This is a genomic window from Rhodococcus sp. ZPP (genome assembly GCF_017656075.1).
GTDB classification, from domain to species: Bacteria; Actinomycetota; Actinomycetes; order Mycobacteriales; family Mycobacteriaceae; genus Rhodococcus_F; species Rhodococcus_F oxybenzonivorans.
In genome coordinates this window covers 223,030-246,431 of the sequence record NZ_CP058640.1, presented here as the reverse complement: position 1 = coordinate 246,431, position 23,402 = coordinate 223,030, and the positions used below count along the sequence as shown (strand labels likewise).

At 65.2% G+C, this 23,402-nt stretch carries 16 protein-coding genes and 7 pseudogenes; 12 read left to right on the top strand and 11 right to left on the bottom strand.

All coding sequences use genetic code 11. The annotated features are described in order from the left end of the window. Positions 1-1,075: 1,075 nt before the first annotated feature. Complete coding sequence (locus HYG77_RS36700; protein WP_208964436.1) at positions 1,076-1,384, bottom strand: hypothetical protein; 309 nt, start codon at positions 1,382-1,384, stop codon at positions 1,076-1,078. 58 nt (positions 1,385-1,442) lie between these two features. Beyond that, positions 1,443-1,688: a hypothetical protein gene (locus HYG77_RS36695; protein ID WP_208964455.1), complete on the bottom strand. Its 246-nt coding sequence runs from the start codon at positions 1,686-1,688 to the stop codon at positions 1,443-1,445. A 118-nt stretch (positions 1,689-1,806) separates the two neighbouring features. Here HYG77_RS36695 and HYG77_RS36690 point away from each other — a divergent pair. The 3 genes and pseudogenes from HYG77_RS36690 to HYG77_RS36680 all read left to right on the top strand — a co-directional run. Continuing rightward, a pseudogene (locus tag HYG77_RS36690) lies at positions 1,807-2,100 on the top strand (AMP-dependent synthetase); the annotation flags it as partial. Positions 2,101-2,654: 554 nt separating this feature from the next. After that, positions 2,655-3,620, top strand: a complete 966-nt coding sequence (locus HYG77_RS36685; RefSeq protein ID WP_208964435.1) for an ATP-binding protein — start codon at positions 2,655-2,657, stop codon at positions 3,618-3,620. After that, positions 3,617-6,238 carry a S8 family peptidase gene (locus tag HYG77_RS36680; RefSeq protein ID WP_208964434.1) on the top strand — a complete coding sequence of 874 codons (2,622 nt, stop codon included), beginning with the start codon at positions 3,617-3,619 and terminating at the stop codon, positions 6,236-6,238. The genes HYG77_RS36685 and HYG77_RS36680 overlap by 4 nt, the downstream gene beginning before the upstream one ends. Here HYG77_RS36680 and HYG77_RS36675 read toward each other — a convergent pair. After that, a complete protein-coding gene (locus HYG77_RS36675) occupies positions 6,188-6,550 on the bottom strand; it encodes a deoxyribodipyrimidine photo-lyase (RefSeq protein ID WP_307807149.1) in 363 nt (120 codons plus the stop codon). The genes HYG77_RS36680 and HYG77_RS36675 overlap by 51 nt on opposite strands. Before the next feature lie 10 nt (positions 6,551-6,560). Next, positions 6,561-7,151 carry a TetR/AcrR family transcriptional regulator gene (locus HYG77_RS36670; RefSeq protein WP_208964433.1) on the bottom strand — a complete coding sequence of 197 codons (591 nt, stop codon included), beginning with the start codon at positions 7,149-7,151 and terminating at the stop codon, positions 6,561-6,563. A gap of 91 nt (positions 7,152-7,242) precedes the next feature. Between HYG77_RS36670 and HYG77_RS36665 the strand changes: the two genes are divergently transcribed. Continuing rightward, positions 7,243-7,620: a DUF952 domain-containing protein gene (locus HYG77_RS36665; protein WP_208964432.1), complete on the top strand. Its 378-nt coding sequence runs from the start codon at positions 7,243-7,245 to the stop codon at positions 7,618-7,620. A gap of 609 nt (positions 7,621-8,229) precedes the next feature. After that, the gene (locus HYG77_RS40345; protein WP_244461581.1) at positions 8,230-8,688 is read left to right on the top strand and encodes a hotdog domain-containing protein; all 459 of its coding nucleotides are present in this window, start codon (positions 8,230-8,232) and stop codon (positions 8,686-8,688) included. A 116-nt stretch (positions 8,689-8,804) separates the two neighbouring features. On the opposite strand, the gene HYG77_RS36650 is transcribed toward HYG77_RS40345, so the two are convergent. From HYG77_RS36650 to HYG77_RS36620, 7 genes and pseudogenes are all read right to left on the bottom strand, one after another. Beyond that, entirely contained in the window at positions 8,805-9,170 is a 366-nt protein-coding gene (locus HYG77_RS36650; RefSeq protein WP_244461575.1) for a hypothetical protein, read from the bottom strand. 503 nt (positions 9,171-9,673) lie between these two features. Next, positions 9,674-10,279: pseudogene (locus tag HYG77_RS36645) on the bottom strand (IS3 family transposase); the annotation flags it as partial. 82 nt (positions 10,280-10,361) lie between these two features. Beyond that, positions 10,362-11,009 carry a group II intron maturase-specific domain-containing protein gene (locus HYG77_RS36640; RefSeq protein ID WP_307807148.1) on the bottom strand — a complete coding sequence of 216 codons (648 nt, stop codon included), beginning with the start codon at positions 11,007-11,009 and terminating at the stop codon, positions 10,362-10,364. Next, a complete protein-coding gene (locus HYG77_RS36635; protein ID WP_208964431.1) occupies positions 10,939-12,678 on the bottom strand; it encodes a recombinase family protein in 1,740 nt (579 codons plus the stop codon). The genes HYG77_RS36640 and HYG77_RS36635 overlap by 71 nt, the downstream gene beginning before the upstream one ends. Before the next feature lie 132 nt (positions 12,679-12,810). Continuing rightward, a complete protein-coding gene (locus HYG77_RS36630; protein ID WP_208964397.1) occupies positions 12,811-13,158 on the bottom strand; it encodes a ribbon-helix-helix protein, CopG family in 348 nt (115 codons plus the stop codon). Positions 13,159-13,269: 111 nt separating this feature from the next. Next, positions 13,270-13,878, bottom strand: a pseudogene (locus tag HYG77_RS36625) (reverse transcriptase domain-containing protein); the annotation flags it as partial. Between the two features lie 581 nt (positions 13,879-14,459). Next, a pseudogene (locus HYG77_RS36620) lies at positions 14,460-14,812 on the bottom strand (transposase); the annotation flags it as partial. A gap of 71 nt (positions 14,813-14,883) precedes the next feature. On the opposite strand from HYG77_RS36620, the pseudogene HYG77_RS36615 reads away from it, so the two are divergent. The 7 genes and pseudogenes from HYG77_RS36615 to istB form a co-directional block, all read left to right on the top strand. After that, positions 14,884-16,700: pseudogene (locus HYG77_RS36615) on the top strand (Tn3 family transposase); the annotation flags it as partial. 92 nt (positions 16,701-16,792) lie between these two features. Further along, a complete protein-coding gene (locus tag HYG77_RS36610) occupies positions 16,793-17,194 on the top strand; it encodes a MerR family DNA-binding protein (protein ID WP_208964430.1) in 402 nt (133 codons plus the stop codon). Then, on the top strand, positions 17,191-18,192 hold the full coding sequence (locus HYG77_RS36605) for an alkylmercury lyase family protein (protein WP_208964429.1): 1,002 nt from the start codon (positions 17,191-17,193) through the stop codon (positions 18,190-18,192). Before HYG77_RS36610 ends, HYG77_RS36605 begins: the two co-directional genes overlap by 4 nt. A 100-nt stretch (positions 18,193-18,292) precedes the next feature. Beyond that, positions 18,293-19,275 (top strand): annotated as a pseudogene (locus HYG77_RS36600) (site-specific integrase). A 282-nt stretch (positions 19,276-19,557) separates the two neighbouring features. Then, positions 19,558-20,777 (top strand): IS3 family transposase gene (locus HYG77_RS36595; protein ID WP_208964082.1). Its coding sequence is split into 2 segments (ribosomal slippage): positions 19,558-19,813 and positions 19,813-20,777, totalling 1,221 coding nucleotides; the frame shifts between segments, so codons are not numbered across the junction. Positions 20,778-21,091: 314 nt separating this feature from the next. Beyond that, positions 21,092-21,910 (top strand): annotated as a pseudogene (istA, locus tag HYG77_RS41090) (IS21 family transposase); the annotation flags it as partial. Between the two features lie 651 nt (positions 21,911-22,561). Beyond that, positions 22,562-23,335, top strand: a complete 774-nt coding sequence (gene istB, locus HYG77_RS36585; protein WP_208964428.1) for an IS21-like element helper ATPase IstB — start codon at positions 22,562-22,564, stop codon at positions 23,333-23,335. Positions 23,336-23,402: the final 67 nt, after the last annotated feature.

Below are 23,402 nucleotides of genomic sequence, written 5' to 3'. Positions count from 1 at the left end.
CGCTCCGGGAGACGGACCGTCGCTCCGCTCCCGCAGGAGAGTGCTGCGCGGCTCGCAGTGGGTCGATTCCCGTTGCCGTCGATCGAGTCGCTTCGCTCCTCTGAGTTTCGCAGATTAGGCTCTTTCCTGCGCCTTTCGTCGACACGTTCGATCCGGTTCCTGACTGCCCAACGGGGCTGGGGAAGCGCGGAGGTACTTCCATGCTTCCGCCCTCTCGCCTCACCGCGTCGCGCATCGTCATACCTCAATCATGCACCCACCGAAGATGCGACACAATCCACCGACGAACCTATCAAAAATTAATTACGTTGTATATGAACACATTTCGAGACCTAGTCAAGACACAACGTGCATAACCTAGATACAAGCAGTCATACCAACCGATTCCCGAAAGCTATTGATTACCAACATGATTCAAAAACGAAAGAAAACGGGCAAAACCGGCACCCCGACGCACCCTCCCCCGACAACCACCCCCGCACCTCGCCGGCACCCCACACACCTGAGCAACCCCGGACGGTACCGACCGGGGACCTGCCATCACCCCAGCTCACACCCCACACCACCCACCCACAGGCACGGCCCGCACCCGACGCGTTCGGGTACAGGCCGTACTGGCTGTGTTCGGGTAAGGGGGACTACCCACGCCCGGCTGCCGACAGGGCCGGGTCCACCCAGGGCCGATCCTCCGCCCCTCCCCACATTGACCCCGCGGCACACGTCGGACTACCTCGCCCGCCGGGCTGACCGTCGAGTACGCCCAGCAGCAACTCACGCGCCGCCGGAGAGGCACCGGCAAGAAGCGAGCGGACCGCGCCGGGGCATGCGCAGCGCTCGCAGAGGCCGAAGTGGTGGAGACGTTCGACGGTCCCGCACTCCCCGCATTCTCGGAACGATGCGGGATCCGCGCGATAGCAGGTAGCGCAGAGGGGCTCGAGCGCTGAGGTGCGTCCTTTGATCGACCGCATCCGTCCGCAGTGGACACACTCTCGCTTCTGTGCAATTCCGCGCGGAGCGATCAATACCCACACGCTGGTCGGCCCATCAGGATCCCGGACGATCACTGCTTCCACCGTCACGGCTGCACCGCATTCGACACCGTGTAGCCCAGCGACTCCGCCAGCAGGTGCAGCAACTCCTCCGCGGTGGGCAGGTACACCTTGTCCATCCGGTCCCGGATCGCGCTGCACTCGGCCTGGTTGTCGCACATGCACTCGGAATTGCGGGCACCATCCTCGAGACCCGAATCCAGGCCGCACCCGTCCACCGTCACCGGATCGAGGACCCACCTGTCGGTGCCGTCCCAGTCCCGCATCAGGTAGACCCAGATCGATTCTTCGATGTAGTGGGTGCCGCGCTCAAGGGCACGCTCAGCCTGTGACATGTACGCCTCCGGTATGGGGATCGTCGTCGCTGTTGCCGTGGTGGGGCTGCGGGCGGGGTCATCGGCTCACCACCGCCGCGCCGGTGAGGATCGCACCCGACAGCAAGGCATCTTTCACCGGCTCAGGCAGCCCCACAGTCTCGCCGTCGCCGTCGTGGGCAGCGAACACCGCAACACCACAAAACGGCTGCCAGATCGCCCCATAAACCCGCGCAACCGTCGTAGCAACAACGTTGACCTGTGCGTCCGCCAACACCGCACCCTCGTCGCCGATCCACATATCCAAATCAGCGCTCAGACGCACCACATCGAACCAGCGGCACCCGATCGCGGACCGGATCTCCGCCCCCGTGCTCTCCCCCAAAGACCGTGTTTCCGTCAGGCGCTGGACGAGTGGTGCGTCCAGCGCCGACTCGACGTCTCACCGCCCGTTCGACGTCGAAAGCGTACTGGTACTTCACGACGACGTCATCGAAGCAGCCGTGGTCGGACTGCCCGACGAGCTTCGTGGTGAGGTCCTCGAAGCATTCGTGGTCCTGCGCAATGGAGAGTGGTCGGTGGCGACGAACTCAAGATCGAGCTGCAGACGTCGTTAACGAAAGTTCGCCGCGCACTCCTACCCCCGCCGGGTGCACTTCGTGCCGAGCCTTCCCAAGACACCCAGCGGGAAGGTACAACGTTTCCTGCTCCGCAAACAGGAAAGCGCACGGCAATAGCCACGAATCCGCGCCCGACCACCATCGATACGACGAGACCCCGCAATTCGGGATCTCGCTGAAATTTCAACGAACTCCCGAGGCCCCGAAATGCCCACACTTCTCGTATATGCGTTCCTCGCGGCGCTCCGCATCTTCATGCCTCGTGTAGGCGAGCCGGCGCTTGACCATGTCCTTCTAACCTCCGCTCTCAAGCGCTCCTACTTGGGGTGGTCGCACGCCACGCCCGATGCGGCCCTGTCATCGACGGATCCAGTTGATTCAAGAGCCGCTCACTGGTGAACAGTTCCCGCGACGAGTGGGCAACTAGTGAGACGGTCCTTGCAGCGACGCTGTCATACGGGCAGGTCAACCTTGGTCATGACCCACAACTTCTTCGCGGATATGTCCTTATGTACGGGCATGGCCTCTGCTGGCGCTCAGCCCCGCACGGGGCGTGTGATCGAGTTGATCGTGCGGAGCATAAAAGTCCGGCTGCGATGGGAGGTGCTGGGCGGCCACCCCGGTATGATTCGGTTCGATATGGCCAACTAGCTGCAAAAAGGGGTGATTTGATGGCGCGGGCCGATCTCCTACTCGACCTCGTCGATGCGGAGCGCCGCGGTGACCGTGATCGCTTCAGAGTTCTCGTCGAATCCGTCATAGCCGAAGAGCGCGCGAACCAGCATCACCTGCTAGCGGACCGACTGTCAGAGATCTTGACCACGAGTGGCACGAGTGCTAAGGCCGCGGTTCGCGACGATCACTCTTCCTCGGTGCAGGACCTGGTTCACGAGATCGTGCCGCGGAGGCGCCTGAGCGACCTCCAACTAGATCCTGTCGTGCAGCGCGTCATCACGGAACTTGCCGAAGAGCAAAAGCGTTCAGAACTGTTGCGCAGCTATGGTCTCGAGCCTCGGAACCGACTTTTGCTGTCCGGTCCCCCAGGCAACGGTAAGACCAGTGTCGCTGAAGCCATCGCCAGTGAGTTGATGTTGCCCTTTTACGTTGTGCGCTACGAGGGCGTGGTCTCGAGCTTTCTCGGAGAAACCGCGGCACGGCTGGACCACGCCTTCGAATTCGCCCGGACCCGCCGTTGCGTGCTGTTCTTCGACGAACTCGACACCATTGCCAAGGAGCGCGCCGACCAGCACGAAACCGGCGAGATCAAGCGCGTGGTCTCGACCCTGCTGCTCCAGATCGATCGGCTTCCGGCACACGTCATCCTCGTCGGTGCCACAAACCACGGCGAACTCCTCGACCGAGCAGCCTGGCGCCGCTTCCAGGTCCGTGCAGAACTCCGTGCACCTAGCCGCGTCCAAGCCACTAAGTATCTCGAAATACTCGCCCGCCGATTCGGCGGCGACCTCGGCTACACCCCCAGAACGATCGCCGACAAACTCGCCGGGGCGAGTTACGCGGAGATCGAAGAGTTCGCTCAGGACGTCAGGCGCCGAGCAATCCTCGAGCAGCCGGACGCCGATTTGCGGCGCATCGTCCAAGAAAGGCTCGAGCATTGGCGAATCCAGGCAACGGAATGAACAGCAGCGGTCACCCGCTCCTCGTGTTCGAACCGCCCGTCACCGGTGGCCGCGTAAAACAGTCGAATCCTCCTCGCCCTCCGCAGCTTCACAAACCATCCCCGAGTCGTCAAGGCGAGCGAATCGGTCCTCAATTCCGCCATTTACAGGACGCCTTTGCCAGTCAGCGCGCCACGGTGACGCAAGGTTCGCCCGACGAGGTCGATCCCGCGCTAGTCGTCGTCTTCGACCTGGCCGGCACCGTCGAAGGATTTCGAAACGCCGCGGAGAAGGCCGGCCTGCAATTCCTGACCGAGCAACTCGAGGACAGAACCGAGCCCGACGAAGACTTCCACTACGTAGACAGGACTACCGGGGGCGCATCCGAGGATGTGGTCGCGAACTCGCTGTACGTCGTCATGTCGAACGCGACCGCGATCGACGAGCTCATCCGCCTGTTCGGCATCTGGCAGCAGGACCCCTCAGTGACTTTTGAGCGTGGCCTCGGCAAGTTCAAGGATGTGTTCGCTCAGCTCCGAACGCTCCGCCGCTGGGGGGCAGTCGACCGGATCAAGGACACCGGGCTGCTCGAGCAGTGGCGTCAGCACCTCGAATTGATCGGTGGCTCATACAGTCCGGAGATCATCGAGATCGAACTGTGGTACCGAGGAACTGCCGCCGACCGTAATTCGGCCGAGACTACGCTGCGTCAGCTCGTCACACAGGCCAATGGAAGGATCCTCGCCGACGCGCAGATTGGAGCGATCGCCTACCATGCATTGCTCGTCGAACTGCCTGTGCAGCAGGTTCAGAGCGTGATCGAGCAGGGCGCTGAGTCGATCAAGTTGCTCAACGCCGACCAGATCATGTTCGTCAGCCCGTATACCCCGATGAGCATCCGGCACGACAATCCTGAAATCGCTGCTGAGTACACGGCCGTGCCCGAGCAGCTGCCCACGGAGTCACGCCCTCGTATCGCGCTGCTGGATGGTCTTCCTCTGGCCAACCACGATCACCTTCGCGATCGCCTTATTATCGATGATCCCGACAGCCTTGGCAGCGACGACTACCCAGTCAGTTCTCGTCGGCACGGCACGGCAATGGCATCGTTGATCATTCACGGAGACCTTTCTAAGAGTGACACGCCGATCGACCGTCCGCTCTACTGCCGACCGATCATGCAGGCCGAGGACGTCACCTACGGCGAGCGATTCATCAAGAACGCGTTGCTCCCCGACCTACTCCACCGCGCGCTCCGACGAATGTTCGAGGGCGAGGCGGGACACGAACCGACCGCTCGAAGTGTCCGCATCGTCAACCTGTCCATCGGATCCGCTTCGCGAGCGCTTATCCGGCGAGTCAGCCCTACCGCGAGACTGCTCGACTGGCTCGCGGTCGAGTACAACTTGCTCTTTGTCGTCAGTGCCGGCAACCACACCGACATCCCCCTGGTCATTCCCGCGAGCAGCATCGACGATCTTGACAGCGCCAAGGCCGAGGTCGTCAAAGCGGCATGGAAGACCAGCCGGCTCCGCGGAATCATGCCCCCAGGTGATGCTCTCAACGTCCTTACTGTCGGTGCCACGCATGCCGATGGTGCAGCAGGATCGGCCGTCCCAGACACGGTGTGGGACATCACCGAAGAAGGGGCACCTTCGCTCTATGGTGCGGTTGGGCCCGGGCTCAACAGATCCGTCAAGCCCGAACTCCACCACTCCGGAGGGCGCTCTCACTACGTCAAGCCAGTGGACGACGGGTCTCCGACCGTATCCCTTGCGCTCGCCCGCACCTCCAGCGCTGGCCCCGGAACGCTTGTTGCTGCTCCAGGGATCGGAGGTAGCACGAACGCTCTCGAGTACACGCATGGAACCAGCAATGCCACCGCGCTCGTCACCCGTGAAGCAAACCGCATCTTTGACACCCTCGAGACCACATTCTCCGAGACCGGCAGCACGCTTCTGGACCCCCAATACCATCCTGCTCTAGCGAAGGCTCTACTCGTTCATGCCAGCTCATGGGCGAATCTGGGGGATCGACTCCAGGATCTACTCGCCTTTGACCAGTACAGCAGAAAGAGCCGCCTTACAGCCCTCCTCGGATACGGACGCCTAGATGCCTCTCGTGCTGCGACTGCCGCAGGAAACCGCGCCGTCGTCGTCGCCGGCGGTGCAATCGGCCGAGATGAGCGGCACACCTACAACCTTCCGTTGCCGATTTCGCTCCAGGCCAAAGCCGAGTGGCACCGGGTCACCGTGACCCTCGCATCCATGACACCGACGGTGGGGCGACTCGCGCGGTATCGCACGGCCAAAGTCTTCTTCCAGTCCCTGTACGACGACCTGCCGGCACTCGGCAAACGGGCAGAAGCCGATCATCATGCGGTCCGCCGCGGAACCTGCCAACATGAGATCTTCGAGAGCAACCGCACGCTGGCCTTTACGCAGGGTGACGCGATTCCGATCCACGTTGAATGCCAGAATGATGCGCACAACCTCCCTAGAGGGGACAAAATTCGCTACGCACTCGTGGTCTCAATCGAGACGGCCGCCGCCGTGTCCACCACCATCCACGAAGAGGTGCGTGCGGGTCTACGTGCCCAAGCGCAACAACAGGTACGCGACAGGCTTCGGGCACGCTGATGTGCGAACACCCGCGGCGACGGCGGCGCCGCGTGATCGTAGGGTCATCGTGGCGCCACCTGATTCCGCCACCGGGGGCATCACGTCCGCCGGATCACCTCGAACAACCGTCAGTTTTCCGTCGAGTTGGTGATCGAGCGCCGTCAAGTTGGCGAACAGTTGATCCTGACGGGGTGAGCCTGGCGGTCCGAGCAGTTTCTCGTCGAGAACGAACAGCCCCAACGTCTGTCCTCCGGCATACGACGCTGCACTCAGGGTGGGAAGGTCACCTACCGGCAAATCGCGTCGAAACCAGATCACAGGGTTGTTCACCCCGTCGAGCCTACCGATCAGATCCCAGAACGCACTCCATCGCACGAGCCGCAAGTTGCGCAGCTTTTTGGGGTGCTGGTTCGGAGGCGAGCCCGAGCAGTCGCCGCCGGTGTTCCTCACCGAGCAGCAATGTGTACAACTGATCAGCACACAGCGCAGCCTTTTGGCCGTGCTGATCGAGCAGTATTTTCTCCAGGAAGGCAATCGACTTGGCCGGGCCGGATTCGTAGAACGCGGCAGCCAGTTCAGGAAACTGCAGCGCCTCACCGATCATCATGCGGTGCAGCGCAATCGAGTTGTCGCTATGCAGGGCGACGACGATGTCCACGGCGGCGGCGAGCAGGTCGGACTGACCGTCACCGGCGTTCTCGACATACGAGTGCTGACGCGCAACAGCAGCAGCGAAGACCGCGGATTTATCGCCGAAATAGCTGTACACGGTGCGCTTGGCGACGCCGGCCGCCGTGGCAATCGCGTCGATGGTCGTTCGAGCGAACCCGACTTCTCGAAACGAGTCGACCGCGACGTCGAGAATCTCGTTGCGTCGATCGGCGCGCTCGGCGTCGCTGGTTCGCCCACGTCTGCGAGGTTGTTCTGTCACGTCCACCAATTCCTCATGTCCACCATTACGCCACCTAGTAAATTAATGCTACGTTGACGTTTCATTACTTCGAACACTACAGGAGTACCGCATGACCGGACAACGACTCGTCCACGTCGCCATCGCCGATGACTGGGAAGCGTGCAAGCGTTTCGGTGAGTACGAGATTTCCACGCGCGGAATCAGTTACGACGAAGCGGGATTCATCCGCGCAACCAAACCGGGCGCACTCGCTTCGGTGCTCGATCTGGCGTTCGGCGACCTGACACTGCCACTGATCGTCGCCGTCATCGACGAGGGCGCTCTGACCTCCGCAGGCATCGACGTCGAATGGGAGGCCGGAAAGCCCCGGATCCTCCGACCTCTACCGATGGACGAGGACACTGTGGTCGCCGAACTCGCTGTGGAACGCGTTGACGGGGTCTGGCCGATTCCCGACCTGACCCCGTACGCAACCCAGGCCGGCTAGACCAGCACAGCCTCTGGTTCGATCAGAATTCCGGAGAAGACACTCGAGGAAAACTCGGACAAATGTGAATCGAGTGCCCGTCCGGCGTTCGCTGAACGCCGGTTGCCGGCCGCGACTACTGCGCGGCAGACAAGCGGTGCTTGGCGAGTGCGGATTCTGTGGCGCCGAGGAGCCGTGAGATGGTCACGTTCACTCGCTGCATTTGTCCGAGGACGATGGGGAGGCGGTCGCTGGCGAGTCGTCCCTGGGAGCGGAGACGTGCACCGCTGCGATCGTCGTTCCGTGGGAGTCGACAATCGGTGTGGCGATGCCGGCGATGCCTTCGATGCTCTCGCCGCCGCGCTCATCGTCGCCGCCGCACGACGTGAAGCTCGACTCGGACAGCGCTCATGACGGCCTTGCCCCCCTGCCGCTGCCCCTGAACCGACCGCGAACGATGCCGCCATCTTCCACCCGAACCAGGGCTGGACCTTGCTCAAGGACGACGGGTTCCTCGCCTTGGTCGGGCCGCTCTGGTCCAGAACCCTCGACGATAGGAACGAACAATTCTGCGTGCACTGTCACTCCAAACATCGCAACCTCGGGGGCGTTGTGAAGGGAGGCCACCTGATGACTTTGGCTGATCGCGCGCTCGGCACAAACGCGATGTCCATCGTAGGCATCACCTCGATGGCGACCGTCCAGCTCGACGTCCACTTCGTCGCTCCCACCAGAACCGGCGAACTGCTGGTAGCGACGCCACACCTCGTACGACGCACGCCGGATCTTCTGTTCATGAGGGGTGATCTGTCCGTCGGTGAGCGCACCGGGCCACGGCCGCGGGCGTGTTCAAACCGATACACCGACCTTCGACCACGACCTGATGGGTCTCGATGCCAGCGCCACCGACGACCACCGGTTCTGCAGAGTCTCGTTACCAGTGACATTGAGACGACGCGAACTGCGGACTTACAGCCTGTCTCGCGGCATGGCACAGCAATCTGTCTCAGAACCCCGGCATTTTTTTTCAGCCACTACACAGCGTGCCGTACCGATGCCCTGGCCGCGACGGGGATCAGGACACCCTGACACCGACACGGGGAGGGGTTGGCGATCCGACCAAACGTCCAACAGAAGCACCCGCGAACTGGCGTGCGGAAATGCCTCGGGCTACAGAAGCCGGGCGGTGCCCGCACCCACGTATTTCAGGTGATGGACCTCATCGAGGACCTTGACCACCTCATCGAAAAGGTGCTCGGGTCGGTCAACACATCATGGGATTCGGCGATCTCGAGAGCGGCGGAGTCTAAGGCCCCGTGGTCGAGCAGCATCAGGGCGAGTTCGGCGGAGTTGTTGCGGCAACGGTAGATCACCCCATCGGTGTCCGGGTCGGCGCCCAGGATCTGATGGCAGGTGGTGCGGGACCAGGTGTAGGCGCCGCGGTCACAGCCGACCAACGTTCCCGACAGATTCAGCGATCGCAGATCACCATCGAGAAGGGAGGCCACGGTGCTTTCCCGGTTCAGGATCATCCGGGTGTGGGTTTTGCCGGCGAGCCGCGTGCGGCGCACGATCCCCGACCGTGGGATGGGATGTCGCGGAGGATGCCTTCCACGACCGCGCCGGCGAGGGACAACGCCACATACAGGGTAGCCGCCGTGAGAAGCGTCAATCGGCTCGAACCGGCCCTGCAGCGGGTCACCGAGCGGTCGAATACTGCTGCTGTTGAATGAGTTCGGTGGATACGGCGATCCGGTACCCGAGATTCGGTGCAGTACGGTGCCCGCCGGAATCAGCCTGGTTTGCGGGCGCCGGCCGTTGTAGCGTTCGCTGCTCACCGGGGTCAGTCCATGCCCATCTGCTCGGCCGCCACCATCACCTCAACCTCAACCTCGGCCTCCGTCAACGTCTGGGCGGTGAAGCGGTCCACCGGCCGCTGGTCACCGATCAGCGGGTTCTCGGTGAACCACCAGTCCAGGGTCCCCCACGGGTCGAGATCGCACTCCATGAGCCGGTTCGCATGTTCGGCGACGGGGCGGATCTGTTTGCGCTCGCGGTCGAACTGGAACAGCGGATACCGGGCTCCGTTGTCGCTGTGGAAAAATTGATCCATCGAGACCTACGGCGCCGCGACAGGCAGCGGCCGCCCGCAGCGCGTCGGTGACCAACTCGGTACGCATGTGGTCGGCGATCGACCACCCCGCCAACCGTCGCGAACTCAGATCCAGCACCGTCGCCAGATACAGAAATTCACCGTCACCGACTGGGAGGTAGGTGATGTCGCCGACGTATCGGGTGTTCGGTGCGCTCGCGGTGAAATCCCGCCGGATCAGGTCCGGCACCGCGGACGCATCCGGATCGGGGACGGTGGTGCGCACCGGTTTGCGCAGGTGCACGCCGACGATCCCGTGCTCGCGCATCACCCGCTCGACCCGCTTGTGGTTCACCTCGATCCCCGCCTCGCGCAGCTCGCCGTGATGCGCGGGGCACCGTAGGTGCCATCGAAGTCGGCATGGATGGCGCGGATCCGCGCGGCCAGCTCCTCGTCGGCGCGGGCACGGGCGGCCCGGGACGGCGCAGAGGTCCGCCACCGGTAGAAACCCGAGCGGGAGACTTCGAGAATCTGGCACAGCCACTTCACCGGAACGGTGTCGCGGTGGTCGTCAACGAACTGTCGAGTAGCCGAGGGGAATTTCACCCCTCGGCTCTCACAGAACCGTGCGTAACAGTCTCCCGTTACACGGCTCTTGTCGCTCTGATCATCAGATCCGCAGCGCCACCGTGACATAAGGCCAGTGCGCGAACATGCGGGGATATCGACGCGCGATCTCCTGCAACTTCGCGAGGGCCTTCCGATGCGGTGCGAGCCGCTTGTACTTCTGCCGGATCCAGCGCACCAAGTAGGCGTTGATGCGCGCAAGCAAGGGATGCAACTCCCGTGGCCGGAAACGGCCGTAGTAGTTGATCCAACCCGCCAGCACCGGATTGATCCAGCGGGCGAGCTCCCGAAAGGACAGATCGGAGCGGGTATGCAGGTGCCAGGAACGCACCCTGCGCCCCATCTTCTTGAGGGCATCCTTGCTCACGGCCGGCTCAAACGACAGAAACAGTCTGCCGTGTCGACTCCGGCTGCTTCGGGCGCGGAAGGTGAACCCGAGGAACGTGAACGCCACATGCTCGTAAGAGAGATGCCGCTTCCCGTCCTTGCAGTACACAATCCGGGTCTTGGCCGGGTGCAGACGCAGCCCGACCTCGGCCATCCTGTCCCCGAGCGCAGCCAGCACCTGCCGGGCCTGACGCTCGGTGACGCAGTGCAGCACAGCGTCGTCCGCGTAGCGTTCAAACCAGACGCCCGGAAACTCCCGGACCATCCAGACATCGAACGCGTAGTGCAGGAACAGATTCGCCAACACGGGAGAAACTACGCCCCCAACGCAATGGGCAATGCGACGGATGGTCGCCCTCCGTGTCGGCGTTGTCGGCGTGTTGAGCGTCGTCGGTGGTGCGTTCTCGGATTGGGATGCGGTGGCGGATGGTGATCTTGTCGGGTCCGATGAGGACGTCTTTGACGAGCAGCCGGAGGACGCGTTGGCGTTCTTCGACGGTGGAGATCTCGGCCTTGGTGTGGAGTTGGGTGAGGAAGCCTTCGAGGTCGGAGGCGAGTTTGAGGTAGGCCTCGCGGTCAGCGAGCTGGGTGTCGAGTGCCTCAATTTGGTTGTGCAGGTTGGTTTCCCGGGCACGTAGGTCGGGCATGCGGGCGCGCAGTTCGTCGATGGTGATCAGTTGCTCTCCGAACGCCTCGATCATGCGCGTGATCCCGGTGCTGGCTTTGGCCAGTGCCGTCTCCAGACGTTTTCGCTCCTTTGCGGCCGGGTCGGAGGTGCGCGCGCTGTCGAGCCGTTTGTCGATCTCGGTGCGGATCAGCCGGGGGTCGGCGAGCATTCCGGTGATGTGGTCCCAGACGACGGTGTCGAGGTAGTCGGCGCGGACCGGTTTGTTGGTGCAGACCCGGCCGCCCTCGTATCGGTAGTCGTCGGAGCCCAGGCACCGGTAGTAGTAGATCTTCTTGTTCGTGGTGCGGGTCGAGGTGCGGTAGTAGCCGTATCCGCAGCCCGAGCAGGCGGCCAGGCCTTGCAGCAGCGAGGGGGTTTTGCTGTTGCGGGAGGCGAATCGCTTGTTGTCGGCGAGGCGCCGGGCGACCCGGTCGAAGGTCTCGTCGGTCACGATCGCCGGGACGGCGATCTCGGTCCATTCGTCGCGGGGCCGGTCGACGGTCTTGGACGCGCGGGGTGTGGATCGTCCCTGCAGTCGGGCGACCCGGTTCAGCCCGGGGGATTCGTGCACGACCATGGTCTTGCCGAACACCGCGCGTCCGGCGTAGGCGGGGTTGCGCAGCATGCCCCAGAGCACCGAGCGGTCCCAGCGTTGCTTGCCGGTGCGGGTGGGCACACCCTGGTCGGTGAGCCAGCGGGCCAGCTCGGCGATGGAGGCGCCGTCGTCGGCGTAGCGGCGGAACAGCTCGGTGACCAGCACCGCTTCGTGCTCAACGATCTCGTAGGCGGCGCCGGCGTGGTCGCTCTTGCGGACGTAGCGGTAGCCGAACGGGGCGCCGGAGAGCACGTTGATCGACCCGGTCTTGGCGCGGTGGGTCTTGCCGCGGCGGTATCGCTCGAGGATCTGTGCCTTCTCGTATTCGGCGAACATGCCCTGGAACTGCACTAGCAGCTGATCCTCCGGGGAGTCGCCGCGCGGGCCCTGGACGAACTGCACCCGGGTTCCGGCGCGGGTGAACTCCTCGATCAGCAGGGCCTGGTAGGCGAACTTGCGGGCCAGCCGGTCCGGGGAGTAGCACAGCACCACATCCACCCCGACCCCGGCAACCACATCCCGCAGCCGTTCCAGGGCCGGGCGGATCAGGGTGGCCCCGGAGTGCCCCTCGTCCTCGAAGACCCATTCGTCGGGGACCTCAAGTCCCAGCTGCTCGGCGTGCGCGCGCAGCGCCGCCGTCTGTGAGCGAATCGTCTCGTCCTTCTTCTGCCGGGCCGAGGACACCCGGGCGTAGATCACCGCGCTCGTCATGGGGCGGTCGTCCTTCCTGACCGGCCCGTTCGATACGGGCCCGTCGCTGTGGTACCAGAATGGCGTAGGCCACCGACACATCCGTGGCCGCGTGGCGGTCGAAGACGAACTGTGTCTCGACCACCCGGTCGTTCACCTGCGCCGAGGCTTTCTGCGGCCCCGCGCCAAGAACTCGGTCAACGCCTGCGCGACCAGGGCGGAGATCGTGCTCCCCGACTCCCTAGCCTGCTCGCGCACCCGAACCGCCAGCGCCGCAGGTAATTTGACGGTGAACACCGTCGTCTCCTCCGGAACGATGGCCCGTCCGCCCTCAGCGGCGCGGTCGGCGTACCGCCGCGCCTGCCGCACCGAGCAGCCGAACCGCTCCGCCAGGATGGGCGCGGCCTCGGCCACCGGCACCCCCGACTCCAGCAGCTCCGCCGCCGCGTTGACCCGTTGGGCGTACACCGCAGCGCCAGCACGCGCACGACCATCAGACATGACATAATCAGTACTACTGAACATGTCACATGCCCTTCGCGACACGCCGTGGACGTTCCAGCCGCCGATAGCTCAGCGTGACATCAAAGCAGAAGTTGCCCATTGCGTTGGGGGCGTATCCGGAGCTCCCTGCGGAGTTCCACGCTCCCGTTCCAGCAGGGTGCCGTCGGGCATCTCGAGCGGGGCGGCAAGCCACCGCCGCACATACAACTTCACCCAAACGGCATCGGTGTGCGCTTCCACCTCCTTGACCAGCAGGTCCCACGGCACGCTGTCGAAGAACTGAGAGATGTCGAACTCGACCACCCAGTCCCGCTTCCAGCAGCGCTCGCGGCACTTCTCCACCGCATCCAAGGCGGACCGCCCGGGCCGGTATCCGAAGCTGTCCGGATGGAATACAGGGTCGACCCGCCGCATCAGATGCCGGGCCACCACGGTCTGAGCCACGCGATCGGCGACAGCGGGAATGCCGAGCATTCTCTCTCCGCCTCCGTGAGGCTTGGGAATGGCCACCGCACGAACCGGAGGCGGAAAGTACGAGCCCGACGACATCCGATTCCAGACACGATAGAGGTTGTTCCTCAGGTCCGTCTCGAAGTCGTCGATACTCTGCCCGTCCACACCCGGTGCTCCCCTATTCGCTCTGACTTCCTCCCAGGCTTCCTTGACCTCCCACTTCGAAATCTCAAACGGCTTGATCTGTGACTTCAACTGGCCCACCGAACTCCTCCCGAATCACTGTTCGGTTGATGCGATCAACACAGCCACGAACGACCCGGCTCCTTCGCTCCACCCCCATTACAGGGGCTTCATCACTACTACGAGCCGGTCCGCCAGCACACCCCGCATCGGTACTCGACCCCTTGCGGTATCCGCCGCTTGGGGCACTCCCTCTCGCCCGCCATCCCGGCGAATCGGTATCGGGGCATGCCTTCTCCTGTTCCATGCGGAAGCCGCAGACCGGACTCACGTCGCCTACATGCCGGACACCACCTGGCCAATAGACGGGCACCCGCCAGGCTCATCCCGGGACTACTTCCACGCCCCGGTTTCGATGCCACCTTGTAAGTTTCGACACGTCAGCAGCGATTCACTTGCGTTCGTCTTTCCGGTCCCCACCTGACACCTCTCACGGCGCCTTTTCCCCATCGCTCACCACAACGGTCTTCAACCAATGCAGCATGAGGCGGTTTGGAGCCTCCCCCCGCAGGGCGACTCCGAAGGGCCAAACAACCTTCATCTCCCGCACAGCACTTCTACCGGAGTTTCCCTACAACCAACTCCCTTCGAATTCAGGACACACGGAAGCGGCTCACCAATTGGTCTCCCCGGCGAAGTACTTCGCCGCCTTGCGCGGGATCTCCCGCTCGGTTTCGAGCTTCCGGATCTGGGCCTTGAGCTGCCTGTTTTCTTCCTCCAACACGGACTCGGACGATACCTCGCCCGTCGACGATGCCGGCCGTGCCGCCCCACTGGCCCGGAGCTCGGCCGTGGAGGTACCGGTGCGTTTGCGTTCGGCCCGTACCCAGTTGCGCAGGGTCTCACGGCTGACGCCCAGGTCGTTGCCGATGCCGTCGAAGGTGTGGCTCGGGTCGGACAGGTACAGCGCGACGGCATCGGCTTTGAATTCCGCCGAGTACGCCTTCATCGCCATCAGTGACATTCTTCCTTTGGGACCTTCACGACCCAGTGTCCAGGATGTCCTCACTCAAGGGGGAAGCCCCGTCGACAGTCCGGTTCGCCGGCGGCACCGGGGCGACTGAGCTGCTGATCGGGGTGCACATGCTGCGGGAGCTGAACGCGACCGGTACCCGCAAGGTGCCCGACGACGCGCCGACAGGGTTCGTGCCGACGAAGTGGCGCGGCTACCTCGACGAGGCCCGCAAAGCCGGCAACACCACCGCCTATCGGCACTACTGGGAGCTGTGCGTGCTGCTGGGGCTGCGGGACGGGTTGCGCAGCGGCGACGTGTTCGTGCCGGGATCGCGCCGCTACGCCGACCCGGCCGCTTACCTACTGACCCCGCAGGCGTGGGAGCCGCAGCGTGACGAGTTCTGCCGCCTGGTCGGCAAACCCGCTGATCCGGCCCGCGCGCTGGCGACCGCCACCGACGAGCTGCACGACGCTATGAGCGAGTTGGAGAAGGTGCTCGCCGACGGCGACGGCCCGGTCCGTCTCGATGAGGCCGGTGACCTGGTGGTCTCGCCACTGTCGGCAGAAGACGTTCCGGCCGAAGCGGTGGCGTTTAAGCAGGAGCTGACGGAGATGCTCCCGTTCGCGCCGATCGTGTCGCTGCTGATCGAGCTGGACAAACGCACCGGCTACCTGGACTGCTTCACTCACGCCGGCGGCAAGCAGGCCCGCAGCCCGGAGTTGAAACGCAACCTCATCGCCGTCCTGCTGGCCTACTCCACCAACCTGGGGCTGACCCGAATGGCCGAGGCGTCCGGGATCTCCTACGACATTCTGGCCTGGACCAGCGAATGGTACGTGCGGGAAGAGACGCTGCGGGCAGCGAACCTGACGATCATCGACTACCACCAAGGGCTGCCGCTGACCCCGGTCTTCGGCGCCGGCACCCTGTCCTCCAGTGATGGGCAGCGGTTCCCGACCCGCGGCAAATCGGTCACCGCAGCGTTGAGCCGCCATTTTGCGAACGAAGGACTGAGCACATATACCCATGCCACCGATCAGCATGCCACCTACGGCACGAAGGTCATCGTCGCCACGAAACGTGAGGCGCACTACGTGCTGGACGAGATCCTCGGCAATGCCACGGATCTGCCGATCACCGAGCACGCGACCGACACCCACGGCGTCACGCTCGTGAATTTCGCGCTGTTCGATCTGCTCGGGCTGCAGCTCTCGCCCCGGATCCGGCACCTGGGCCGGATCACCCTGTATCGGCCAGGCCCCCCGGGCCGAGGTCCAGGCCAGGTTTCCGCACGCGGGGCCGCTGCTGACGCGGCGGTGCAATCTGGATCTCATCGCCGGCGCACTACGACGACCTGCTGCGATTGACGGGGTCGCTGAAGTTCGGGCACGCCACCGCGTCCCTGCTGGTCGGCAAGCTGTCGGCGTCGGGCCGACAGAACGCCCTCGCGGCGGCACTCAAGGAGTACGGGGCGCTGCGCCGCACGATCTACGCCGCCCGGTATCTGTCCGACCCGGGCTATCGACGCAAGATCTCCCGCCAGCTCAACAAGGGCGAATCCCTGCACGCACTCCGCCGCGACCTGCTCTACGCGCATGAAGGAACCGTGCGCGCGAGGCACCTGGAGGGACAGACCGAACAGGCATGGTGCCTCACGTTGGCGACCAACGCCGTAATCGCCTGGACCACAGAGTATTATGGGCTGGCGACCGAACAGATGCGGCGGGCCGGGCGGCGCATCGACGACGAGGCGCTGGGGCACATCTCCCCGGCCCACAGCGAGAACATCAACTTCTTCGGTGCCATCGAGGTCGACATCGACGCCGAACTCGCCCAGCTCGGCCCCACCGGGTACCGGCCGCTGCGCGTGCGCGACACCCTGTTCTGACCCGGGGAAACCGAGAGACACCCAGTCGAGAGGATCCGGCGGCTGTGTGCGGCCTTGACCCTGTACTCGGGTACAGGGTTGAGAATGTGTGCATGCGGACCGGTGAGCTGGCAGCCAGGGCGGGGGTCAACGCGCAGACCCTGCGCTATTACGAGCGCCGTGGTCTGCTCGCGCGACCGGCGCGGTCCCCGGCGGGCTACCGCAGCTACCCCGGCGAGGCGGTCGCGGTGGTCAGGTTCGTCAAACGATCCCAGGAGCTGGGGTTCACCCTCGACGAGGTCGCCGAACTGCTGCGGCGGGCCGACGGCGGCCCCGACGACTGCGACACCGCCCGCGCACTGGCCGAGTCGAGGGTTGCCGAGCTGGAACGGCGTATCGCGGACCTGCAGCGCATGCGCGGCTCGCTGGCCGAGTTGATCGCGACGTGCGAGCTGCCCCGCAACCGCCGGTCCTGTCCGATCCTGACCTCGCTGCACGAAGAAGACCACCCGTGAAACTGGAAATCCTCCAGGTCCCCGACTGCCCCAACGTGGCGGTACTCGAGCAGCGCATCCGGCAGGCGACCGCCGGCCAGCCGGTGCCGCTCGAGATCACCCGCCGCGTGATTGACGATCCCGGCCGGGCCGCCACCGCGGGTATGACCGGATCACCCACCCTGCTGGTCGACGGCTGCGACCCGTTCGCAACGCCGGGCCAGGTCCCGAGCCTGTCGTGCCGCCTCTACCCCTCCGACGCCGGGCGGCTCGACGGCGCACCCTCGGTCGCCGCGTTGCGCGCCGCGTTGCGGCTCGTCCCGGACGGCACCGCGGCACTCGGGGACGACACCGCATCCTCATGCTGCACGCCACCCGCCGCCGAATCTCCGGCAACAGTGCTCCACGCCTGGCGTGCCGCCGCGCAACCGGCAGACCCCACCGAAAAAGCTGTGCACCAGGCGATCCTGCGTGCCTTCGCCACCGATGGGCAGGTGCCGACCGGTGACGAGCTGACCGAGATGGCCGCCGAGCCCGACGTGCCGGTCGAGCAGCTCCTGCGCCGCCTGCACGACGCCGACATCGTCCGCCTCGACGCGACCGGGGGCATCGCGGCGGCGTATCCATTCTCGGCCACACCGACGCCGCATCGAGTCCGGATCGCTGGTGGAGCCACGGTTTCGGCCATGTGCGCGGTCGACGCACTCGGTATGGCCGCGATGCTCGACAGGCCGGTGACAATCACCTCCGCCGACCCGGTGACCGCCGACCCGATCACGGTCACCGCCGACGGCGGGCACGTCACCGCCGACCCGGCCACCACGGTCGTCTTCGTCGGCGCACAAGCCGGCCCAGGCCCGTCCGCCGACACCTGCTGCCACTACCTCAACTTCTTCACAGACCGCGCCAGCGCCCAGGCCTGGGCAGACACCCACCCCGGCATCGGCGGCGTCGTCGTCGAACTCCCCGACGCCCACCACCTCGGCACCACCATTTTCGGGCACCTGCTGCACAGCTGACCGCACCCGGGCGTGCCACAAATAACACCCTGTTATCTGTGGCACCATGAAATCCGGCCTGCGACGACTCCGCTCCGGCGGTGCGCCAAGCGGCACCGTTATGTGGCAAGCCGGGCGAGGGAGGTACACCACCGTGTCGTCCCGGATCACCGTCCGCGCCGCCGGCGACGGCTTCCTCGACTCGATCGGCTCCCCGAACACCCGCCGCTCCTACGCCATCGCCGTCGACAAGACCACCGCCACGCTCGGCGAGGCCCGGCCGCTGGCCAACGTCGTCGACGACGAGATCGGCGACACCCTGGAAACCCTGTGGGGCGAGGCGGCGGTCAACACCTGGAACGCCCGCCGCGCCGCCGTCGCGTCTTGGCTGGCGTGGTGCCGCGAGCAAGGGCACACCACCCCGGCGGTCCCGGTGGGGTGAAGCGCTCCACCCCACCGGACTCGGCCGCCCCGGTGCGCTCACGCGCCGCGATCGACCGGCTCATCGCCCGCCGCGACATCGACCTGCGGGAGAAGACGCTGTGGCGGATGCTTTACGAAACATGCGCCCGCACCGAGGAACTGCTCCAGGTCAACATCGAAGACCTCGATCTGGCCGGGCGGTGTTGCCCGGTGAAGTCCAAGGGCGCCAAGCCTCGCACCCGCCGCCGCGGCGCCGCCCATCACGAGTACGCGCACGAGCTCGTGTACTGGGACGCGGGCACCGCCCGGCTCCTGCCACGCCTCACCAACGGCCGCACCCGTGGACCGCTGTTCGTCACCCACCGCCGACCCGGACCCCGCAAATCCGTCGCCGACCGCGACATCTGCCCCGACACCGGCCTGGCCAGGTTGTCCTACGGTCAGGCCCGCGCCCTGCTCGACGCCGCCACCGCCACCAACGGACCCGGCACCGGCTGGGATCTGCACGAACTCCGGCATTCTGGCCTGACGCATCTCGGCGAGGCCGGAGCCAGCCTGGTCGAGCTGATGGCCAAGTCCCGCCACCGCAAACCCGACAACCTGCGCCGCTACTTCAAACCCTCACCGGCAGCCATGCGCGGCATCACCAGCCTCCTCGGTCCCGACCGCAGCCACCGATAGCGGCCACCAACAACGACTCGCCCGTTACCCGCTGACCAGGCGCTACGCGAACTTCGTTGTTTTTGGCGCCATTACTACCGGGACCCCCATTCGCTCCTTGTGCTCGGGGTCGCGCTCGGTGACGCCGATATGTGACTGATGTCGGGGTCTCGTCCTCTGCGGCGGGCCCGGCACATCTCCGAGCGGTTCGCGCTCGACGAACGGCAGGTCGAGGGGTGAGCCTGCCCCCTTGGAGTGGACACCCCTGACAATGGTTCTAGTAGAGCCAGGAGGGATGTCGAAGTGGGACGCCAGTCTCTGTATACGGAGGAATTCCGGAAAGACGCGATTGCGCTGTACCGCGCGGCCGACGGCCAGCGCACATACGCGGCGGTCGCCGCGGACCTGGGCATCAGTGGCGAAACGCTACGGACGTGGGTCCGCAAGGACACCGCCCGCAATGGACGCCCGGAGGCCCGCAGCACCGCCGGTGGGGAAACCCAAGCGGACGAGCTCGCGCGGCTGCGGGCAGAGAACGCCCGGTTACGCGGTGCCGAGAAGGAATGGCAGCTCGAACGCGAGATCCTGCGCCGGGCAGCCGCGTATTTCGCGAAAGAGGTGAAGTGAAGACCCGCCGCTGGGACTTCATCTCCGACCATCGCGCCGAGTTCGGCGTGCAGCGGCTGTGCCGGGTGCTGGGAACCTCCCGCTCCGGTTACTACCGGCACCTGGCCACCGAGGATGCTCGCGCCGAGCACACGGCGGAGGAGGCTGCGACAGTCGCCGAGATCCGCGCCATCCATGGCGAGCACCGCAGCGCCTACGGTGCCCCGCGCGTTCACGCCGAACTCCGCTCCCGCGGACGCAAGATCAACCGCAAACGGGTGACCCGGCTGATGCGAATCCACCACGTGGTGGGCCGGCACCTGCGCCGCAGCAAGCGCACAACTATCGCCGACAAGTCGGCTCCGTCGGTGCCGGATCTGGTGATGCGGGACTTCACCGCTACGGCTGTAGATACCAAGTGGTGTGGGGACATCACTTACATTCCGGTGGGATCCTCGTGGTTGTTCTTGGCCACGGTGATCGACATCTGCTCACGCCGGGTGGTGGGCTGGTCCATCGCCGACCACATGCGCACCGATCTCGTCACGGACGCGATCGAGATGGCGGTGCGCACCCGCGGTGGTGACGTCGGTGGCGTCATCTTCCACAGTGACCGCGGAACGCAGTACACCGCAGCAGCTTTTGTCGATGTATGCCGCCGTCATGGGATCCGCCCGAGTCGAGGACGGGTCGGGTCAAGTTACGATAATGCTCTCGCCGAGTCGTTCTTCCAGGGACTCAAGAGGGAGTGGCTGCACGGACGGAGTTGGACGTCGAAATCGCAGGCACGGCTGGAGCTGTTCGAGTGGCTCTCGTACTTCAATCGGCGTCGCCGTCACTCCGCCCTCGGATACCTCACCCCGGTGGAGTTCGAACAACGACTGATCGTGTCGTCTACGCTGTCAGTCGCCGCATGAAATCCGGTGTCCACCTTCAAGGGGCAACCTCAGGGATCAGCGCACAACGTCGTTGTGGCCAGGACGCGTTGTCAAGCAAGGTCGGTGCCAACGGACACGTCAGAATCCTTGTAGGCGGTCAGTTCGCTCCGGTTGGGCGGACACGGTTTCTCCGGATCAGTGGACACGAGAATTCCGGGTCGGCGGCCACGAAAACCGCTGATTGACACGCTGGCGTAAATACCGGGCGGGGTTCCTTCGCCCGAGTTGGCTTGGTTTGCCGCGCAAACCAACCGACCGAAGGAACCCCGAGACCCAAGTGTGCCAGGGAAGTGATGGAGATTTTGGAAGCCTACGACCTGACCCAGTGTGCGCATTCGGCGGCGCAGCTGGTCGGGTGTGATGAGAAGACGGTGGCCCGGTATGTCGAGCTCCGCGACACCGGCCACGACCCGGCCGACCGCGCGCGTCGTGCACGTTCGATCGACCCCTTCCTCGGGAAGATCGAGGAGCTGGTGGATGCCTCACAGGGTCGGATCAGGGCGGACGTGGTGCACGACAAGCTCACCGCGATGGGCTTCGACGGCACCGACCGCACCACCCGCCGCGCGGTCGCCGAGCTCAAGGCGACCTACCGGGCCGGGCACCGCCGAAAGTATCGGCCCTGGATCCCGGAGCCGGGCATGTGGCTGCAGTTCGATTGGGGTGAGGGCCCACGGGTGGGTGGCCGGCGAACCCAACTGTTCTGCGCATGGTTGTCGTGGTCGAGATTCCGGGTGGTGGTGCCGGCGTGGGACCAGCAGCTCCCGACGTTGATCGCCTGCCTGGACACCACACTGCGCCGCATCGGTGGGGCACCGACGTATCTGCTGACCGACAATCCCCGAACAGTCACGATGGACCGGATCGCCGGTATCCCCGTCCGCCACCCCGATATCGTTTCCGCAGGAATACATTACGGCTGCGTCGTGCACACCTGTGAACCGTTCGACCCGGAAGCGAAGGGCGGCGCCGAGCACACGGTCAAGATCGCGAAGGCCGATCTCGTCCCGACCAAGGCGAACCTGCTCGAGGAATACCCGAGTTTCGCCGAGCTCCTCGACGCATGTGAGCGGTGGTGCGAGAAGGTCAACGCCCGCCCGCACCGCGCGGTCGGGGCGGCCCCGGCCGAGCGGTTGGCCACCGAACTCGGCCGACTGCACGTGCTGCCCGAGGACCCGCATCTGCTCGCCCTCGGCGAGGAGCGCCTCGTCGGGTTCGACCAGACCGTCAGCTGGGGCAACGTGCGGTACTCGACCCCGGACGGACACCAAGGGACGAAGGCGTGGTGCCGGGTCACCGGCGACGAATTAGTGATCGTCGCCCGCACCGGAACCGGTGTCGCGGAGATCGCTCGCCACCGACTGTCCACCCCGGGGAACCCGAGGATCGTCGCCGCGCATTATCCGCATCACCCCGACGACGGATCGGTGCTGCGCCTGCCCAAACCCTGCCCGCGCACCGCGGCCGAGATCGACTTCCTCGCCCTCGGCGAGGGCGCACACCGCTGGCTGACCGACGCCGCCGCGGGCGGTGTCGTCCGGATCCGCCACAAGATGGCCAGGGCAGTCGAATTCGCCCACATCCTCGACGCCGGACGGGTCGATCAGGCATTGGCCGTGGCCGCGGCGGCGGGCCGGTTCGGCGACGGGGACCTCGCCTCGATCCTCGACCACCTCGCCGCCGAACAACCCGGACCTGTGGTGGTGGTCGACGAAACCCACTCCACTTGGGCCCGGCACCGCCGGATGGGGCCGGGTGGGCGCATGAACAGCAACTCGGCGCCGCCCCTCCCGGACGAGCTCGCCAAGATCTGCACCCGCATGCGGCTGCCGTATCTGCGCAAGGCTGCCCCCGACGTACTCGCGACCGCCAGGGCCCAACGCTGGGACCCGGCCGAGGTGGTGCGGGTACTGCTGCAGGAGGAAGTCGTCGGCCGGGACGCCGCCACCCGGCGGATGCGCCGCAAGAACGCGAAATTCCCTACCGGCAAGACGTTCTCGTCGTGGCGCCCGGAGGAATCTTCGATTCCCGAGGCCACCCAGAACGCGCTCACCACCCTCGAGTGGGTGCACCGCCGGGAGAACCTGGCCGTGTCCGGAGCCTCCGGAACGGGCAAGAGTCACTTCGTCGAAGCGCTCGCGCACGCCGCGATCGAGGCGGACCTGCGGGTGCAGTGGTTCACCCTCGAAACCCTCACCCAGACGGTGAACAAGGCGAAGGCCGACGGGTCGGTCGCCCGAACCGTGGCAAAGGTCTGCTCCTGCGATCTCGTCGTGGTCGACGACATCGGCATGCTGCCCGCCGGGCAGGACGCCGCCGAGGCGTTCTACCGCATCGTCGATGCCGCATACGAACGACGCTCGGTCGCTGTGACGTCGAATATTCATCCCTCGGGATTCGACACAATCATGCCGAAGACCCTGGCCACCGCCACCGTCGATCGTCTGCTGCACCACGCCCACGTCATCGTGACCAAGGGCGATTCACACCGCCTCGCCGACGCCCTCGCCGGCAAAGGAGTGCTCCCACTCGACTAACGACGCCGGACCAACGGCACCAGCCGCCACCGGCCTTCAACGACTCCACATCCGGACTTTTGATGTC

Excerpts from the sequence above, each read along its gene's own strand:
- HYG77_RS36700 (WP_208964436.1), bottom strand. The coding sequence starts at position 1,384 with ATGTCACAGGCTGAGCGTGCCCTTGAGCGCGGCACCCACTACATCGAA.
- HYG77_RS36685 (WP_208964435.1), top strand. The coding sequence starts at position 2,655 with ATGGCGCGGGCCGATCTCCTACTCGACCTCGTCGATGCGGAGCGCCGC.
- HYG77_RS36680 (WP_208964434.1), top strand. The coding sequence starts at position 3,617 with ATGAACAGCAGCGGTCACCCGCTCCTCGTGTTCGAACCGCCCGTCACC.
- HYG77_RS36665 (WP_208964432.1), top strand. The coding sequence starts at position 7,243 with ATGACCGGACAACGACTCGTCCACGTCGCCATCGCCGATGACTGGGAA.
- HYG77_RS40345 (WP_244461581.1), top strand. The coding sequence starts at position 8,230 with ATGACTTTGGCTGATCGCGCGCTCGGCACAAACGCGATGTCCATCGTA.
- HYG77_RS36635 (WP_208964431.1), bottom strand. The coding sequence starts at position 12,678 with ATGACGAGCGCGGTGATCTACGCCCGGGTGTCCTCGGCCCGGCAGAAG.
- HYG77_RS36630 (WP_208964397.1), bottom strand. The coding sequence starts at position 13,158 with ATGTCTGATGGTCGTGCGCGTGCTGGCGCTGCGGTGTACGCCCAACGG.
- HYG77_RS36610 (WP_208964430.1), top strand. The coding sequence starts at position 16,793 with ATGCGGACCGGTGAGCTGGCAGCCAGGGCGGGGGTCAACGCGCAGACC.
- istB (WP_208964428.1), top strand. The coding sequence starts at position 22,562 with ATGAACAGCAACTCGGCGCCGCCCCTCCCGGACGAGCTCGCCAAGATC.